The organism is Caballeronia sp. INML3B, assembly GCF_023631305.1.
GTDB classification, from domain to species: Bacteria; Pseudomonadota; Gammaproteobacteria; order Burkholderiales; family Burkholderiaceae; genus Caballeronia; species Caballeronia turbans.
The window spans coordinates 175,692-192,313 of the sequence record NZ_JALQDI010000002.1 but is presented as its reverse complement, the minus strand read 5'-3'; the positions used below and the strand labels follow the sequence as shown (position 1 = coordinate 192,313).

General features: G+C 64.5%; 15 protein-coding genes. 13 read left to right on the top strand and 2 right to left on the bottom strand.

Features of this window, described 5'->3' with window-relative positions; genetic code table 11:
• Positions 1-45: 45 nt before the first annotated feature.
• Both mutL and miaA read left to right on the top strand, forming a co-directional pair.
• The gene (gene mutL / locus NCS58_RS03170) at positions 46-1,998 is read left to right on the top strand and encodes a DNA mismatch repair endonuclease MutL (protein ID WP_250537826.1); all 1,953 of its coding nucleotides are present in this window, start codon (positions 46-48) and stop codon (positions 1,996-1,998) included.
• A complete protein-coding gene (miaA, locus tag NCS58_RS03165) occupies positions 1,995-2,942 on the top strand; it encodes a tRNA (adenosine(37)-N6)-dimethylallyltransferase MiaA (protein ID WP_061117728.1) in 948 nt (315 codons plus the stop codon). Before mutL ends, miaA begins: the two co-directional genes overlap by 4 nt.
• 643 nt (positions 2,943-3,585) lie before the next feature.
• On the opposite strand, the gene purM is transcribed toward miaA, so the two are convergent.
• Positions 3,586-4,641 (bottom strand): phosphoribosylformylglycinamidine cyclo-ligase, encoded by a 1,056-nt coding sequence (gene purM, locus NCS58_RS03160; RefSeq protein WP_250537825.1) that lies wholly within the window; start codon positions 4,639-4,641, stop codon positions 3,586-3,588.
• A gap of 250 nt (positions 4,642-4,891) precedes the next feature.
• Here purM and hda point away from each other — a divergent pair, with 250 nt between their 5' ends.
• The 7 genes from hda (at position 4,892) to NCS58_RS03125 (ending at position 10,579) form a co-directional block, all read left to right on the top strand.
• The gene (gene hda / locus NCS58_RS03155; protein ID WP_250537824.1) at positions 4,892-5,707 is read left to right on the top strand and encodes a DnaA regulatory inactivator Hda; all 816 of its coding nucleotides are present in this window, start codon (positions 4,892-4,894) and stop codon (positions 5,705-5,707) included.
• 11 nt (positions 5,708-5,718) lie between these two features.
• Positions 5,719-6,405, top strand: coding sequence for an HAD family phosphatase (locus NCS58_RS03150; RefSeq protein ID WP_061117731.1), 687 nt, complete (start codon positions 5,719-5,721; stop codon positions 6,403-6,405).
• Positions 6,398-7,975: a polynucleotide adenylyltransferase PcnB gene (gene pcnB, locus NCS58_RS03145; protein WP_061117732.1), complete on the top strand. Its 1,578-nt coding sequence runs from the start codon at positions 6,398-6,400 to the stop codon at positions 7,973-7,975. Before NCS58_RS03150 ends, pcnB begins: the two co-directional genes overlap by 8 nt.
• A 79-nt stretch (positions 7,976-8,054) precedes the next feature.
• Entirely contained in the window at positions 8,055-8,612 is a 558-nt protein-coding gene (folK, locus tag NCS58_RS03140; protein ID WP_250537823.1) for a 2-amino-4-hydroxy-6-hydroxymethyldihydropteridine diphosphokinase, read from the top strand.
• On the top strand, positions 8,609-9,289 hold the full coding sequence (locus NCS58_RS03135; protein WP_061117734.1) for a deoxynucleoside kinase: 681 nt from the start codon (positions 8,609-8,611) through the stop codon (positions 9,287-9,289). The genes folK and NCS58_RS03135 overlap by 4 nt, the downstream gene beginning before the upstream one ends.
• A 49-nt stretch (positions 9,290-9,338) precedes the next feature.
• A complete protein-coding gene (gene panB / locus NCS58_RS03130) occupies positions 9,339-10,154 on the top strand; it encodes a 3-methyl-2-oxobutanoate hydroxymethyltransferase (protein WP_061117735.1) in 816 nt (271 codons plus the stop codon).
• A 125-nt stretch (positions 10,155-10,279) separates the two neighbouring features.
• Positions 10,280-10,579 carry a hypothetical protein gene (locus tag NCS58_RS03125; protein ID WP_250537822.1) on the top strand — a complete coding sequence of 100 codons (300 nt, stop codon included), beginning with the start codon at positions 10,280-10,282 and terminating at the stop codon, positions 10,577-10,579.
• Between the two features lie 8 nt (positions 10,580-10,587).
• Here NCS58_RS03125 and NCS58_RS03120 read toward each other — a convergent pair whose 3' ends face one another.
• Positions 10,588-11,526, bottom strand: coding sequence for a CopD family protein (locus NCS58_RS03120; RefSeq protein WP_250537842.1), 939 nt, complete (start codon positions 11,524-11,526; stop codon positions 10,588-10,590).
• 462 nt (positions 11,527-11,988) lie between these two features.
• Here NCS58_RS03120 and NCS58_RS03115 point away from each other — a divergent pair, with 462 nt between their 5' ends.
• The 4 genes from NCS58_RS03115 to NCS58_RS03100 all read left to right on the top strand — a co-directional run bounded on the left by NCS58_RS03115 (position 11,989) and on the right by NCS58_RS03100 (position 16,576).
• Positions 11,989-12,735: a cytochrome c gene (locus tag NCS58_RS03115; RefSeq protein ID WP_061117737.1), complete on the top strand. Its 747-nt coding sequence runs from the start codon at positions 11,989-11,991 to the stop codon at positions 12,733-12,735.
• Positions 12,736-12,756: 21 nt separating this feature from the next.
• Positions 12,757-14,055, top strand: coding sequence for a cytochrome c (locus NCS58_RS03110; protein ID WP_061117738.1), 1,299 nt, complete (start codon positions 12,757-12,759; stop codon positions 14,053-14,055).
• Between the two features lie 98 nt (positions 14,056-14,153).
• Entirely contained in the window at positions 14,154-14,774 is a 621-nt protein-coding gene (gene trhA / locus NCS58_RS03105) for a PAQR family membrane homeostasis protein TrhA (protein ID WP_061117880.1), read from the top strand.
• A 239-nt stretch (positions 14,775-15,013) separates the two neighbouring features.
• The gene (locus NCS58_RS03100) at positions 15,014-16,576 is read left to right on the top strand and encodes a DEAD/DEAH box helicase (protein WP_061117739.1); all 1,563 of its coding nucleotides are present in this window, start codon (positions 15,014-15,016) and stop codon (positions 16,574-16,576) included.
• Positions 16,577-16,622 lie beyond the last annotated feature (46 nt).

Sequence of the window (16,622 nt, the reverse complement as noted above, 5' to 3'; positions counted from 1 at the left end):
CAGAGGCGAAACGGGCGAAACGTTGCGAATCGTTATAATTTCGGCATGTCCGACCTCAACGAACCCTCCGCTGGCGATTTGACCGCCGACAGCGTGCGCCGTTCGCGCGCGATCGCCCCGCTGCCCGACCAGCTCATCAGCCAGATCGCCGCGGGCGAGGTGGTGGAACGGCCGGCGTCGGTCGTCAAGGAACTGCTGGAAAACGCGCTCGACGCGGGCGCGACGACCTTGCGCATCACGCTCGACGAAGGCGGCGTGAAACGCATCGTGGTCGCCGACGACGGCTGCGGCATTCCGCCGAACGAGCTTCCCCTCGCGCTGATGCGCCACGCCACGAGCAAGATCCGCTCGCTCGCCGAGCTCGAAGCCGTCGCAACACTGGGGTTCCGCGGTGAGGCGATCGCGTCGATCGCATCGGTGGCCGAGCTGTTCATCACGAGCCGCACGGAAAGCTGCCCGCACGCCACGCGCATCGACGCGCAGACCGGCGCGATCTCGCCGGCGGCCGGCACCGTCGGCACGACGATGGAAGTGCGCGAGCTGTACTTCAACACGCCCGCCCGCCGCAAGTTCCTGAAGAGCGAGCAGACCGAGCTCGGGCATTGCCTCGACGTGATCCGCCGCACGGCGCTCGCGCGGCCCGACGTCGCGATTTCGGTGATGCATAACGGCAAGGCCGTGGAGCACTGGAACGCGAGCGATCCGCAAACGCGCGTCGCGAAGATTCTCGGCGAGGTGTTCGAAACCGCGCATCTGCCGCTCGACGAACGCGCCGGGCCGCTCGCCGTCTACGGCTGCGCGGGCCTGCCCACCGCGAGCCGCGGCCGCGCCGACCAGCAGTATTTCTTCGTGAACGGCCGCTTCGTGCGCGACAAGCTGCTCACGCACGCGGTGCGCGCCGCGTATGAAGACGTGTTGCACGGCAATCGCTATCCGGCGTACGTGCTGTTTCTCGATCTGCCGCCCGAATCCGTCGATGTGAACGTGCATCCGTCGAAGATCGAGGTGCGCTTTCGCGATTCGCGCTCGATCCACCAATATGTCTTCCATGCCGTGCAGCGCGCGCTCGCCCGGCACGCGGGCGCTTCGCCGGAGACGACATCGGGCGGCCACGCGGCGCAGTTGCAGCCGACCGGCCCGGCGTCGTTCAGTGCGAAGCCATTTGCCGGTGCGCCCGACACACTGCATCTCAAAAGCGAGAACGGCACGAACTGGATGCGCCAGTCGCGCATGACGCAGGGCACGCTGCCGGTCGCGCAGCCGCTCGCGCTGTATGACGCGCTGTTCGGGCGCAAGGACACCGGCGCGGGCACGCCGAACGCGACGACTTCCATCGACACGCCTTACCCGAGCGCGGACGAGCGGCCCTCGGCGCCGGTGATGGCAAACGACAGCGCACTCGATCACGCCGGCGAACAGCCGCTCGGATTCGCCGTCGGCCAGATTCACGGCATCTACGTGCTGGCGCAAAACGCGCGCGGCCTCGTGATCGTCGACATGCACGCCGCGCACGAGCGCATTCTCTATGAGCAGTTCAAGCACGCGCTCGCCGACCGGGCGATCGCGGTGCAGCCGCTTTTGATTCCCGTGTCGATGACGGCCGAACCGGTCGAGATCGGCACCGTCGAGGAAGAGCGCGACACGCTCGATGCGCTCGGTTTCGATCTCGCGGTGCTGTCGCCGACATCGATCGCGATCCGCGCCGTGCCCGCACTGCTGAAGGACGCCGATCTGCAATCGCTCGCACGCGCCGTCCTTGCCGACCTGCACGCCTACGGCGGATCGCGCGTGCTCACCGAGCGTCAACACGAATTGCTGGGCACGCTCGCGTGTCACAACGCGGTGCGCGCGAATCGCCGGCTCACGCTCGACGAGATGAACGCGCTCCTGCGCCAGATGGAAGCGACCGAGCGCGCCGATCAATGCAATCACGGCCGGCCGACGTGGTATCAGCTCACGCTCGCCGATCTCGACCGCCTTTTCATGCGCGGACAATGAGCGATACCGCTTTGCGTGTGGCGTGTCTGCTCGGGCCGACGGCCTCGGGGAAAACGGCGGCGGCGCTCGCGTTCGCGGCGCGGCATCCGGTCGAGATCGTCAGTGTGGATTCGGCGCTCGTCTATCGCGAGATGGACATCGGCACGGCCAAGCCGAGCGCTGAGGAGCGCGCGGCGGCGCCGCATCATCTGATCGACATCATCGATCCTGCCGAGAGCTATTCCGCCGCGCAGTTTCGCGCGGATGCGCTGCGGCTGGTCGGCGAGATCATCGCGCGGGGCAATGTGCCGTTGCTGGTCGGCGGCACGATGCTGTACTACAAGGCGCTGACGCAAGGCCTGAACGATCTCCCCACCGCCGACGCCGACGTACGCGCGACGCTCGACGCCGACGCCGCACGCGACGGCTGGCCCGCACTGCACGCGCGGCTCGCGGCGGTCGATCCGAAAACGGCCGCGCGGCTCGCACCGAACGACTCGCAGCGTATCCAGCGCGCGCTCGAAATCTTCATGCTGACGGGACAACCGATGTCCACGCTCCTCGCCGCACCGCGTACCCAGCACGTGGATGCGCCGTATCGCTTCGTGCCGGTCGCGCTGGAGCCGTCGGATCGCGCGGTGCTGCATGCACGCATCGCCGCGCGCTTCGATGCGATGCTTGCGCACGGTTTCATCGACGAAGTGAAGCGGCTGCGCGAGCGCGGCGATCTCGATCTGTCGATGCCGTCGATGCGCTGCGTCGGTTATCGGCAAGCGTGGGAATACCTCGACGGCGCAACGCGCTACGACGAGATGCGCGACAAGGGCATCTTTGCGACGCGGCAGTTATGCAAGCGGCAGTTGACGTGGTTGAGAGCGATGCCGGAGCGCGTCGTGGTGGATTGCTGCGCGGGGGATGCGACCGAGCGGGCAATGGAAGCACTCGTTCGCGTTCCGAAAGTCTGAAAAAGCAGACTGAAATATTGCGTGTATCGTTTCAAAAGGCTAGCATTTTCCAATCCGCCTGATAGTGCAAAAAATGCACTATCAGGCGGAAACGCTACACGGCTCAAACCGAAGTCCTTCGCGTCGATCTTTCGAAAGTTCTATTCGACGGAACCATGCAAGACTTAAGAAAAAAGAGCGCCGGCCGTCGTCAAAACGCTCGGCGGGTACCAAATCTCGAGACCAGCAGGCGGGGGCGCTGACAGCGGCCGATTCCTGACTGCCGATGACATGTATGTCGAGTATCAAGGTAAAGTTTATCCAGGCGACCTGATCTCTTCCGGAACGCGTTTGACCGCACCCGTTTCCGAATCCTCGACAACATTCCCCTATCATTTGACGGCTCCGCGCCCGGCCTTCAACAAAATCGCCGCCGCGTTCCTCACAAGACAACTTGGATCTACTCCCGACCAGACCCATGAGGTTATGTACATTCCTGGTAGTTGTTATCAGATGATGCATTTAGATGGGGACTCGGCATACCGTCGCTGCGGCTATTGAACCAATTGATAGGCCAAGGCAACCGTAACCGCCCCACCCAAAAAACAAAACCCTCGCGCAAAGCGAGGGTTTTTGCCTTCAAATCAGCCCAATCGCGCGGCGCTCATACCACCACCGTCTGCGCCTCCCCTTCCTTGCTCTCGCGCACGACGCCGATCTTCCACACCTGCTCGCCCGCAGCCGACAGCAAACCGATAGCCGCATCGGCATCTTCCGCCGCGACGATCACCGCCATCCCGATGCCGCAATTGAACACGCGATGCATCTCCGCATCCGCGACGCCGCCGTGCTTCCGCAGCCAAGCGAAGAGCGGCGGCAGCGGCCACGCGCGATGATCCAGCTCGGCCGTGAGCCCTTCGCGCAGCACGCGCGGAATGTTTTCGACGAGACCGCCGCCCGTGATATGCGCCATGCCCTTCACGGTCACGCTTTGCATCGTCGAAAGCAGCGGCTTCACGTAGATGCGCGTCGGCGCCATCAGCGCGTCGGCAAGCGAGCGGCCGTCGAAGTCGGCGTTCAGATCGGGATTCGCGCGCTCGATGATCTTGCGCACCAGCGAATAACCGTTCGAATGAATCCCGCTCGAAGCCAGCCCGAGCACCACGTCGCCCGGCTTGATCGTGCTGCCGTCGATGATCTTGCTCTTTTCCACCGCGCCGACCGCGAAGCCCGCGAGGTCGTATTCGCCATCGGGATACATGCCCGGCATTTCCGCCGTCTCGCCGCCGATCAGCGCGCAGCCCGCCAGTTCGCAACCCGTCGCGATGCCCTTCACGACGTCGGCGGCGGTGTCCACGTCGAGCTTGCCGCACGCGAAGTAATCGAGGAAGAAGAGCGGCTCGGCGCCCTGCACGAGGATGTCGTTCACGCTCATCGCGACGAGATCCTGGCCGACGGTGTCATGACGGTTCAGCGTGAACGCGAGGCGCAGCTTCGTGCCTACGCCGTCCGTGCCCGACACGAGCACCGGCTCCTTGTACTTCTTCGGCACTTCGAAGAGCGCGCCGAATCCGCCGATGCCGCCCAGCACGCCGTCGCGCAAGGTTTTCTTGGCAAACGGCTTGATCCGGTCGACGAGCGCGTCGCCCGCGTCGATGTCCACGCCCGCGTCGCGATACGACAAACCTTGGGCGTCTGGAGCGGATTTCGGTTGATTCATGGGGAGGGAAGCAAGAAGGTCGGTAAAATGCGATTTTACCCGATGATGACCCGACGACGGTCGGCAGGCCGGATTTTCCCGCGTTCGCCAGAAATCGCGAAGGCGCTCTTTTCGAGATCGAAGCCGGTCTGAAAAGCGCCCGAGCCACGGCCGCACAGGGCGCTCCGCTGCGGCTTTGCGCGTATACCCGTGGCTCATCCGGCAGTTTTCAAGATATGCCCGACTCAAGGCCCGACGACACCGATCTCCCGTGCAACGCCAACTGACGCTCGATCTGGGCACGCCGCCGCCCGCCACCTTCGACAATTTTTTCGCCGCCGGCAATCACGAACTGATCGCGCGGTTGCGCGAGCTCGAAGGCGCACTCGCGGCCGGGCCGGTCGCCGACCGCACGTTCTACGTGTGGGGCGAGCCGGGCAGCGGCCGCAGCCATCTGCTGCAGGCGCTCACGCACGAGGCGAACGGCCATGCGCGCTACCTGAGCCCGCAAAGCGCGCTCAACGCGTTCGGCTTCGATCCGCGCGTGACGCTTTACGCCGTCGACGATTGCGACCGTCTGTCCGCCGCGCAGCAGATCGCCCTCTTCAATCTCTTCAACGAAGTGCGCGCGTACCCGTCGAGCGCGCTCGTCGCCACCGGCAACGACGCGCCGCTCGCGCTCACCGTGCGCGAAGATCTGCGCACACGGCTCGGCTGGGGCCTCGTGTTCCATCTGCAGCCGCTTTCCGACGAAGCGAAGGCGTCGGTGCTGAAGCACGCGGCGCGCGAACGCGGCATCGTGCTCGCCGAGGACGTGCCCGGCTATCTGCTCACGCACTTCAGGCGCGACATGCCGAGCCTCATGGCCCTGCTCGACGAGCTCGACCGCTTCTCGCTGGAGCAAAAGCGCGCGGTGACGCGCCCGCTCCTGCGCACGATGCTCCAGCAAACGGGCCGCGCCGCGCCGCTCGTTCCCGTGTCGGCGCAAGAACGGCCGTCCGGCGCGCCGTCCGATCTCCCCGGCGATCCGCTCGACCCCGATGCCCGCGCGGCCGCGCCGGACAACGCCCCGACCCGCTTCAAGTAAAATGCGCACCCATGAACCTCGCCCTCTTTGATCTCGACCACACGCTCATTCCCACCGACAGCGACCATGAATGGGGCCGCTTCATGGTGAAGCTCGGCATCGTCGACGGGGAATCCTTCGCGCGTCAGAACGACGCCTTCTACGCCGATTACAAGGCGGGCGTGCTCGACATCAACGCGTATCTGCACGCGATGCTCGCGCCGCTCGCGAAATACTCGCGCGAGCAGCTCACCGACTGGCACGCGCAGTTCATGCGCGAGGTGATCAATCCGCGCATCGTGCCGGCCGCCGTCACGCTGGTGCGCGAGCATCAGGACAACGGCGACCTTTGCTGTCTCGTCACGGCGACCAACGCGTTCATCACCGCGCCGATCGCGGAAGCCTTCGGCATCGAAACGTTGATCGCATGCGAAGTGGAAACCGTGGACGACCATCCGCACGGCGCGCTCACCGGCCGGCCGACCGGCACGCCGAGCTATCGCGAAGGCAAGATCGTGCGGGTCGAGCAATGGCTCGCATCGATCGGCAAGACGCTGTCCGACTTCAGGCACAGCTATTTCTACAGCGACTCGCACAATGACATCCCGCTGCTGGAGCGCGTCACCGATCCAGTCGCGACCAACCCCGACGACACCCTGCGCGCGCATGCGCAAGCCAAAGGCTGGCGCATCCTGAACCTGTTCGACACACGTGATTAAAAAACTCATCCGCAAGCTGTTCGGGCAAGAAAGCGCCGACTCCAACGAAAGCGCAGCGAACGACACGACGGCGGCTTCGCCCGACGCCAAGCCCGCTCGCAAGAGCACGCGCAAGAAAGCCGCCGCGCCCGTGAAGCGCGACCCGAATGTGCCGGTGATCCTGTCGTCGGACATTCACGGCATCGATCCGTCGCTGATCTCGAAGAACGCGGTCCGCGTGACCGACGGCTTGCAGCACGCGGGGCATCGCGCGTTCATCGTCGGCGGCGCGGTGCGCGATCTGCTGCTCGGCGTCGCGCCGAAAGACTTCGACGTCGCGACCGACGCCACACCCGATCAGGTGCAGAAGCTCTTTCGCCGCGCGCGCATCATCGGGCGGCGCTTTCAGATCGTGCACGTGCAGTTCGGGCAGGAGATCATCGAGACATCGACGTTTCGCGCGTTGATGGACGCCCCGCCCGAGCCGGTGTCGGAGCCGCCGCGCCGCCTTAAACGCGGCGAGCTCGATGGCCGCACGCATGCCGTCGATGCGAGCGGCCGCGTGTTGCGCGACAACGTCTGGGGCGAGCAGCACGAAGACGCCACGCGCCGCGACTTCACTATCAACGCGATGTACTACGATCCGGCCACGCAAACCGTGCTGGACTATCACGACGGCATGGCCGATATCCGCGCGCGCCTGTTGCGCATGATCGGCGATCCGGCCACGCGTTATCGCGAAGATCCGGTGCGCATGCTGCGCGTCGTGCGCTTCGCGGCGAAGCTCGGCTTCGAAATCGACGAGGCCACGCGCGCGCCGATCAAGGATCTCGCCGACCTGATGAACAACGTGCCGGCCGCGCGTCTCTTCGATGAAATGCTGAAGCTGCTGCTCTCGGGTCATGCGCTCGCGTGTCTCACACGGCTGCGTCAGGAAGGCTTGCATCATGGCGTGCTGCCGCTGCTCGACGTCGTGCTCGAACAGCCGCACGGCGAGAAGTTCGTCACGCTCGCGCTCACGAGCACCGACGAGCGCGTGCGCGCCGGCAAGCCGGTTTCGCCGGGCTTTCTCTTCGCCACGCTCTTGTGGCACGACGTGCAGACGCGCTGGCAGCAATACACCGCGAACGGCGAGTATCCGGTGCCTGCCTTGCATCGCGCGATGGACGATGTCCTCGACATGCAGACCGAGAAGCTCGCGATCCACAAGCGCTACTCGTCGGATATGCGCGAGATCTGGAGTCTTCAGCATCGGCTGGAAAAGCGCGGCCGCAGCGCGCTGAAGCTGCTGGAACACCAAAGATTCAGAGCGGGGTATGATTTCCTGCTACTGCGTTGCGAATCGGGCGAACTCGATGCGGCCATCGGCCAGTGGTGGAGCGACTTCATCGACGGCGATCATGCCGAGCGCGAAGCACTGTTGTCGCAAGGCGGCAAGGAGCGCAACGGCCCGAAGAAGCGCAGGCGCCGCAGCAACGCGAAACGCCGCTCGGGCGAGCCGGGTGCGCCGGTCGAGCAGGCTGAACAAGGAAACGATGGCGACACGATCTCGAGTGCGGCGAACAAGCGCGAAGACGCCGACAACGAGTAACGCCGGTTTTGGTTACAGTAGCGAAGAGCGACGTTGCTTTCCTCGCTTTTCGCTGTGACCCACGCGTAGGACTTCTGCCATGACGATTGCTTATCTGGGCCTGGGGGCGAATCTCGGCGATGCGCGCCAGACCCTGAAAGACGCAGTCGTGTGTCTCGCTCAGCAACACACGATCACCGTGCTCGCGAAATCGAGCCTCTATCGCACCGCCCCGATCGATGCATCGGGCGACGACTATTTCAATTGCGTCGTCAAGCTCGAAACGAGCCTGCCGGCGCGAGCGCTTCTGCGCCTGTGTCATCACATCGAAGAGCAGTTCGGGCGCGAGCGGCCGTATCGCAATGCGCCGCGCACGCTCGATCTCGACATCCTGCTGTACGGTGCATCGAGCATCGACGAAGCGGATCTCGTCGTGCCGCACCCGCGCATGACCGAGCGCGCCTTCGTGCTCGTGCCGCTCATCGAACTCGAGCCGGATCTCATTCTTCCCCAACGCGGCCGCGCGGATGCGTTCATCGCGGGCGTCGCCGATCAGCGCATCGAAAAAGTCGCGACATGCCAGTGCATGGTCGGAACGAACCCGCGCGACGCCGACGCAACCGCCGTCTCATCCAACCACAAGACAGACTGCCGATGAGCGCTCCGCCACTCACCGTGACCGCGCCGCAACTGCGGCCGCCGCATCGTTACATCGCGATCGAAGGGCCGATCGGCGTCGGCAAGACGACGCTCGCGACGCTGCTCGCCGAACGCTGGTCGATGCGCACGCTCTTCGAGCGTCCGCAGGACAATCCGTTTCTCGAACGCTTCTATCGCGACACCACGCGACACGCGCTCGCCACGCAATTGAGTTTCGCGTTACAGCGCGCATCGCAGACGCAGGAAGCCGCCGATATCGTGACGAGCGGCGCCGCGTTGATGACCGACTTCCTCACGCAGAAGAGCGATCTCTTCGCGCGCCTCACGCTCCCCGACGACGAGTTCCAGCTCTATAAGGAGGTCGCCTCGCGCATACGCTCGAGCGGCCCCGCGCCCGATCTCGTCGTCTATCTGCAGGCGAGCCCTGAAGTGCTCTTCTCGCGCATCCAGAAACGCGCGCTGCCGATGGAGCTGCAAATCTCCGATTCGTATCTGCGCGCGCTCTGCGATGCTTATAACGACTTCTTCTATCACTATGACGCGACGCCGTTGCTCACCGTGAATGCGGAGCACCTGAACCCGCTCGAATCGGACGACGATCTCGCGCTCCTGATCGAACGCATCGAATCAATGCGCGGACGCAAGGAATTCTTTGTCAAAGGCGTATCGGTTTGAGCGCGTCGCGCGGCCCCGCCCTCTTTAGCGACTCTTTAGTGAAACGATCATGACGTATCTGCAGGAAACGAATCGCTCGACGATCACCGTACCCAAGCTTCAATCCATGCGCGAGGCCGGCGAGCGCATCGCGATGCTCACGTGCTACGACGCGAGCTTCGGCGCGCTGCTCGACCGCGCGGGCGTCGATGTCATGTTGATCGGCGATTCGCTCGGCAATGTGCTGCAAGGGCACAGCACGACGCTGCCCGTCACGCTCGCCGACATTGCCTATCACACGGCATCCGTCGCGCGCGGCAACCGGAGCGCGCTCATCGTCGCGGACATGCCGTTCGGCACGATCGGCTCGAAGGAAGATGCCTATGCGAACGCCGTGCAACTGATGCGCGCGGGCGCCCAGATGGTGAAGATCGAAGGCGGCGAATGGCTCGCGGACACCGTGCGCTTCCTCGTCGAGCGGTCGATTCCGGTATGCGGGCACGTCGGGCTCACGCCGCAATCGGTGCACGCGTTCGGCGGCTTCAAGGTGCAGGGCAAGTCCGAAGCGGCGGCCGAACAGATGAAGCGCGACGCCATCGCGCTGCAGGAGGCGGGCGCCCAGCTGCTCGTGATCGAAGCGGTGCCGACGCTGCTCGCGCGCGATGTCACTCAGGCGCTCGCGATTCCGACTATCGGCATCGGCGCGGGCATCGACTGCTCGGGACAAGTGCTCGTGCTGCACGACATGCTCGGCATCTTTCACGGCAAGCGGCCTCGCTTCGTCAAGGACTTCATGCAAGGCCAGCCGAGCATTTTCGCGGCCGTCGAAGCGTATGTGCGCGCCGTGAAGGACGGCAGCTTCCCGGGTCCCGAGCACACGTTCTGAGCGATGCCGTGAACGCGGGCCACGCCTTTCGATGTCTGCGCCCACGAACTGAGTTTTTTCGTACATACTGCCGAGCTTCCTGCGCGTACCCTTGCCCATAGTCACTAAAAAGAGCGAGAACGATCATGTGGCACGTCCTTCCCGATGAATATGTCCGAGCCCAACTGGCCGTGGGCTCGCTCGTCGCGCTGGGCGTGGCGCGTGTGGTGGCGGCGGGAATCGGTGCGCAGCATCACTGGCGCATTGCGGCGGTGACGCGCTGGTTCATCGGCGCGGCGTTCGTATTCTGCCTGCCGCAGTTGGTCGAAGTGCTGTTCATCGTGGATTCACATACCGCGTTCGTCGAACTGCAGGGCAAGATCATCGGCTGCGCAGTGGCGCTCTTTTGCGCGCCGATCGTCTCTCACAAACTCGGCTACGAATAAGCGCGCGCTCAGCCCGCCAGCGCCGATCCCGGCACGCTGTGCGACAGCACGGCCGCTGCCACGAACACGCCGGCCATCATTACTGCTTCCATGCGCATGACGTTGATGACCGTGTGAGCGTCCATCGTCGATGCAGAGCGTTGCAGACGCGGCAACGCCGACCATCGATTCAGCGCGCCGAACGCGAGCGCCGCCGCGACCAGCGCGATCTTCACGATCAACGCGTGGCCCCAGGTGCTCGCAGTGAGCGTCGCGAGAGAGCCGGCGGCGCCGCGCCACGCATTGAACACGCCCGTCAGGATGACGAGCACGACCGCCAGCGACGCCGCTCGCGACATGCGCGCAACCGTGCGGATCAAAGCCGCGCGCGCCACCGAGGTATCGAGCGCCGGCAACACGAACGCGCCCGCGATGACGATGCCACCCCACGCCGCGGTCGCGAGCAGATGCAGCGTTTGCACACCTTCGGCGAAGGAGAACGCGCCCGCGTCGGCTGCGTGGCCGATCGCCGACTTTCCCGCAGCGACGATCAGCGCGGCGAGCACCGTCGATACGATCCGCGAAATCGATAGCGGCGCGCCGCTCGCCGCGAGCAACAAAAGCACGCTGCCCGCGAGCGCGACCGACCAGCCGATGCCCACGTGCGTGCCCGTCGCGACGAGCCACAACGACGCGCCCGCTTGCAGGATGGGCACGCCGCTCATTGCCGCCGACTGCAGCCACAAAGAAACGAAGTTGCACGAAACCAGCACGATTGCAGCGATCAGCCCCCCGCGCGCGGCACGCCGACATCCCTGCCGCGCGGGCAAAACGGGCGAAGGTGGCGCGAACGCCTGTTCGCGCGACAGCCAGCCGGCCAAGAGCAACGCGCCGAGCGTGCAGGCAAAGGCGAGATCGGCGAGCGCCGCGAATGCCGTCTGCGCAAGCCAGAGAGGATCGTCGTTCATCATGCGGGACCGGTCGCGGCGCGAACGTGCATGGCAGAAGGGAAGCTCATCGAAGGAAATCTGCGGAGTCTAAACGAACGTCCAGGTTGCAGCACAGCATCGAACGTCGACGAAACGCCTTGAATTTTTGTCGGCCGCTTCCGAAACTGCATGAAGCGCATCGATCGGGCGTCTTTGCGTCGAGTCGATTATTTGTCGAAAGGCAATGGACGACTCGTGCCTATTAAGTTCGTCGCGGGCGGTCAATAGCCACGCGGCAAATTGTCGCGAATGCGCTGCAGCGGGACTTAGAGCGAGATTGTGTCAAATAGTCATCATCATGCATCGATGATAGAATGCCGCGTCGCATCAGAGGCTCGTCGAGCCGCTGTGGCCGTGGTCCGCCACCCACCGCCCCCTGCGTGGCCGTGGTTCGCCACCTTCGCACCGAGCCGCACGAAGCTCGGCAGGTCCCCGAATTTCATGGAGTGTCGCGTGTTTTCAAGACGCATTTTTCGTCCGCTGCTCGCTATGGCTTTTGCCTCGGCTCTGGTAGGCAGCGCGGGCGTTTTCAGCTCCGCCGCGCAGGCGCAAAACCAGCCGATCGCACCGGACACGATGGCCGCGCGCGTGCAAGGCTGTACGGCGTGCCACGGCGTTCATGGTGAAGGCACGGACAACGACTACTTCCCGCGTCTTGCCGGCAAGCCGGCCGACTATCTGTACAACCAGCTCCAGAATTTCCGCGAAGGGCGGCGCAAGTACCCGCCGATGAACTACCTCGTCACGTATCTCTCGGACGATTATCTTCATCAAATCGCGACGTACTTCTCGAATCAGCGGCCGCCGTATCCGCCGCCTGCCAAGTCGAACGTCTCCGCAACGACGCTCGCGCGCGGCCAGCAGATCGTCCTGAACGGCGATGCATCGAAGAACATTCCCGCGTGCGCAGCCTGCCACGGCAAGGGTCTGACCGGCATGCAACCGGCCATTCCGGGCCTCGTCGGTCTGCATTCCGACTACATCAGCGCGCAAGTCGGCGCATGGAAGTCGGGCACGCGTCACGCGAAGGCGCCCGATTGCATGCAGCAGATCGCCTCGCGCCTGACGGATGACGACGTGACCGCCGTCGCCGCCTGGCTGTCCACGCAACAAGCACCCGCCAACCCGGTGCCCGCGCCCGCTGGCTCGTTGAAGATGCCGCTCAAGTGCGGCAGCGAACCGCAATAAGGCGTCTGGAGCGACAACAAAATGAAACGCAAGTCCCTGTTCGCACTTTCCTCGGCTGTCGTGGTGGCAGCCGTCGCAGCCGGCGCCGTTCTCTGGTCGGGCGGCGACAACCTGCATTCGGGCGGCGCCATCGCGGCGACGCCGGCCGACAAGGCCGCGCTCATCAAGCAAGGTGAATATCTCGCGCGCGCCGGCGACTGTATCGCGTGCCACACGGTGCGCGGCGGCAAGCAATTCGCGGGCGGCCTGCCGATGGCCACGCCTTTCGGCACGATGTTCACGCCGAATATCACGCCTGACGATCAATACGGCATCGGCAAGTGGACCTCCGACGACTTCTATCGCGCCATGCACACGGGCCGTTCGAAGGACGGCAGCCTGCTCTACCCCGGCTTCCCGTTCACGAGCTACACGAAGGTCACGCGCGCCGACTCCGACGCGATCTACGCGTACCTGCGTTCCGTGCCGCCCGTTTCCGAGCCCAGCCGTCCGCATGAACTGCGCTTCCCGTTCAACAACCGCAACCTGCTGATCGGCTGGCGCACCCTCTTCTTCAGCGAAGGCGAATACAAGCCGGATCCGACCAAATCGGTCGAGTGGAATCGCGGCGCGTATCTGGTCGAAGGCCTCGGCCATTGCGCCATGTGCCACACGTCGATCAACGCGATGGGCGGCCCTGTCAGCTCTGCAGCCTTCGCCGGCGGCCTGATTCCGTTGCAGAACTGGTACGCGCCGTCGCTCACGTCGAACAAGGAAGCGGGCCTCGGTGACTGGGACCTGAAGGACATCAACGATCTGTTGAAGACCGGTGTGTCGCAGCGCGGCGCGGTGTTCGGCCCGATGGCCGAAGTGGTTCACAACAGCCTGCAGTACATGACCGACGCGGACGTCAACGCGATTTCGACGTATCTCAAGTCGATCCCGCAGAAGAAGGAAGCGCCGGAAGTCATGCAGCTCGAGACGTCCGAGAAATTCGGCGGCGAACTGCTCACGCTCGGCAAGAAGGTCTACACCGAGAACTGCGCGAAGTGCCACCAGGAAAACGGTCTTGGCAAGCCGCCGGCTTATCCGCCGCTCGCCAACAACCAGTCGATCCAGATGCCGTCGGCCGTCAACCCGATCCGCATGACCTTGAACGGCGGCTATCCGCCGAGCACGGAAGGTAATCCGATGCCGCACGGCATGCCGCCTTTCGCGCAATCGCTGTCGGACACGGAAGTTGCTGCAGTCGTGACATACATCCGTATGTCGTGGGGCAACCACGGCACGCCGGTGTCGCCGCAACAGGTGAGCAATCTGCGTTCGGCGCCGCTCGACTGAGGTCCGCGGCGGCCTTCCGCCAATAGAGCGTACAATACGCATTTGGGGCGCAGCCTTCGTAGTTGGGGCCGCGCCCCTTGTTTTTTGGCGGATCGATCATGCACACAGGCGAGCGATTCAACAGCATCAGCCATCTGATCGGCGCGCTGCTGTCGGTGGCAGGCCTGGCCGCGCTCGTCACGATGGGCGCGCTCGACGGAGACGCGTACAAGGTCGTCAGTTTCGCGGTGTATGGCGCGATGCTGTGCGCGCTCTACATCATCTCGACGCTGTATCACTGCGTGCGCACGCCGCGCATCAAGGCGATACTGCAGAAGTGCGATCACTCGGCCATCTACTTGTTGATAGCCGGCAGCTATACGCCGTATACACTGGTGACCTTGCGTGGTCCCTGGGGCTGGTCCCTCTTCGGCGTGAGTTGGGGGCTTGCGGTGCTCGGCATTACGCAGGAACTGACGCTCGGGCGCCGAACCCGCAGCGTATCGATGGTGCTGTACGTGTTGATGGGATGGCTCGCGCTCGTAGCCATTCATCCGCTCGTGACGGCGCTACCACCCGCGGGAACCGCGTGGCTGGTGGCGGGCGGCGTCGTGTACACCGCGGGCATCTGGTTTTTCATCAACGACGAGCGTATTCGGCACGGACACGGAATCTGGCATCTGTTCGTGCTCGCAGGCAGCCTGTGTCAGTTTGTGAGCGTCGCGCGCTACGTCGCGTGAGCGTCGGCTGAAACGTGCGCCGCCGCGTCGAAGTGTCCTTCGATGCAACTTGGCGCCAGATGACGTGTCTTGATAGCACGTCGACCCTCGCGGCAACGTCCGGCAATCGCTGATCGCCGAATGACCCGCCGCCCGATTTTTCTTCGAGCGATGCACATGCGCTCTGCCGGCCGAACCATGATTCGCCGCAGCCTGATTCGCATGCGCGCCGTTCGACACAACGAACAAGTATCCAATCTATGTCTTTTGATTCACTCGGTCTGTCGGAACCTCTGCTTCGCGCCGTCAACGAACTCGGCTATTCCAGTCCCACTCCCATCCAGCTTCAGGCGATTCCCGCCGTTCTGAAAGGCGGCGACCTGCTCGCGGGCGCGCAGACCGGCACGGGCAAGACCGCCGGCTTCACGCTGCCGATCCTGCAACGCCTGTCGCAACTGGCACCCGCCACGGGCGGCGCGAAACGCCCGGTGCGCGCACTGATCCTCACGCCGACGCGCGAACTCGCCGCGCAGGTCGAGGAAAGCGTCCGCGCGTACGGCAAGTACCTCAAGCTCAAGTCGACGGTGATGTTCGGCGGCGTCGGCATCAATCCGCAGATCGACGCGCTGCGCCGTGGCGTCGATATCGTCGTCGCGACGCCGGGACGTCTGCTCGACCACATGCAGCAAAAGACGATCGACGTTTCGCAGCTCGAAATTCTCGTGCTCGACGAAGCCGATCGCATGCTCGACATGGGCTTCATCCACGATATCAAGCGCGTGCTCGCGCGCCTGCCGGCGAAGCGCCAGAATCTGCTGTTCTCGGCCACGTTCTCCGACGAGATCAAGGCGCTCGCCGACAACCTGCTCGATTCGCCCGCGCTGATCGAAGTCGCGCGTCGCAATACGACGGCCGAGAAGGTCGAGCAGAAGATTTACCCCGTCGATCGCGATCGCAAGCGCGAACTGCTCACGCATCTCATCCGCGGCAACAACTGGTTCCAGGTACTCGTCTTTACGCGCACGAAGCACGGCGCGAATCGTCTCGCCGAGCAATTGACGCGCGACGGCATCAGCGCGCTCGCGATTCACGGCAACAAAAGCCAGTCGGCGCGCACGCGCGCGCTCGCCGAATTCAAGGATCAGACGCTGCAAGTGCTGGTCGCGACGGATATCGCGGCGCGCGGCATCGACATCGATCAACTGCCGCATGTCGTGAACTTCGACTTGCCGAACGTGCCGGAAGATTACGTCCATCGCATCGGCCGCACGGGGCGCGCGGGCGCGGAAGGCGAAGCGGTATCGCTGGTATGCGTGGACGAGCATCAACTGCTGAAGGACATCGAGCGCCTCATCAAGCGGCCGATTCCGTGCGAGGTGATTCCGGGCTTCGAACCGGATCCGAATGCCAAGCCGGAGCCGATCCAGCGCCGCAGTCAAGGGCGCGGCCAGGGACAAGGTCAGGGGCGCCAGAATCCGCGCAACGGCGAAGGACGTCCGAATGGCGAATCGCGTCCGAAGGGCGATGCACGCCCGAGCGGTGAAGCGCGCCGCAACGGCGAGCCGCGCCGCGAAGGCAGCCGTCCGAGCGGTGAGGCCCGCGGCGCGCGGCCGGCGAAAGCAAACAATGGCGGCGCTCAGCCTTCGCGTGAAACTCGCAATCACAGCAAGCCGAACGTCAACACGACTTCGGCGCCGCGACGTCAGGAGCCGGCGCAGACGGGTCACGCCGCGAACGCGCGCAAACCGGGACCGGGGGGCAACCCTGGCGCGCTGCTTAGTGGCCGGCGTGATGCGTTGCGATCGGGCGATCGCAGTCGCTAATACGTTCGATGCAAGCTGGCGCGACGCTCGAATGCGTCGCGTCGAG

What these genes read in the sequence shown, in the direction of transcription:
- NCS58_RS03110 (WP_061117738.1), top strand. Translation starts at nt 12,757, where the DNA reads ATGAAACGCAAGTCCCTGTTCGCACTTTCCTCGGCTGTCGTGGTGGCA.
- NCS58_RS03150 (WP_061117731.1), top strand. Translation starts at nt 5,719, where the DNA reads ATGAACCTCGCCCTCTTTGATCTCGACCACACGCTCATTCCCACCGAC.
- trhA (WP_061117880.1), top strand. Translation starts at nt 14,154, where the DNA reads ATGCACACAGGCGAGCGATTCAACAGCATCAGCCATCTGATCGGCGCG.
- panB (WP_061117735.1), top strand. Translation starts at nt 9,339, where the DNA reads ATGACGTATCTGCAGGAAACGAATCGCTCGACGATCACCGTACCCAAG.
- NCS58_RS03135 (WP_061117734.1), top strand. Translation starts at nt 8,609, where the DNA reads ATGAGCGCTCCGCCACTCACCGTGACCGCGCCGCAACTGCGGCCGCCG.
- miaA (WP_061117728.1), top strand. Translation starts at nt 1,995, where the DNA reads ATGAGCGATACCGCTTTGCGTGTGGCGTGTCTGCTCGGGCCGACGGCC.
- NCS58_RS03115 (WP_061117737.1), top strand. Translation starts at nt 11,989, where the DNA reads ATGGAGTGTCGCGTGTTTTCAAGACGCATTTTTCGTCCGCTGCTCGCT.
- folK (WP_250537823.1), top strand. Translation starts at nt 8,055, where the DNA reads ATGACGATTGCTTATCTGGGCCTGGGGGCGAATCTCGGCGATGCGCGC.
- NCS58_RS03125 (WP_250537822.1), top strand. Translation starts at nt 10,280, where the DNA reads ATGTGGCACGTCCTTCCCGATGAATATGTCCGAGCCCAACTGGCCGTG.
- purM (WP_250537825.1), bottom strand. Translation starts at nt 4,641, where the DNA reads ATGAATCAACCGAAATCCGCTCCAGACGCCCAAGGTTTGTCGTATCGC.
- NCS58_RS03120 (WP_250537842.1), bottom strand. Translation starts at nt 11,526, where the DNA reads ATGAACGACGATCCTCTCTGGCTTGCGCAGACGGCATTCGCGGCGCTC.
- mutL (WP_250537826.1), top strand. Translation starts at nt 46, where the DNA reads ATGTCCGACCTCAACGAACCCTCCGCTGGCGATTTGACCGCCGACAGC.
- NCS58_RS03100 (WP_061117739.1), top strand. Translation starts at nt 15,014, where the DNA reads ATGTCTTTTGATTCACTCGGTCTGTCGGAACCTCTGCTTCGCGCCGTC.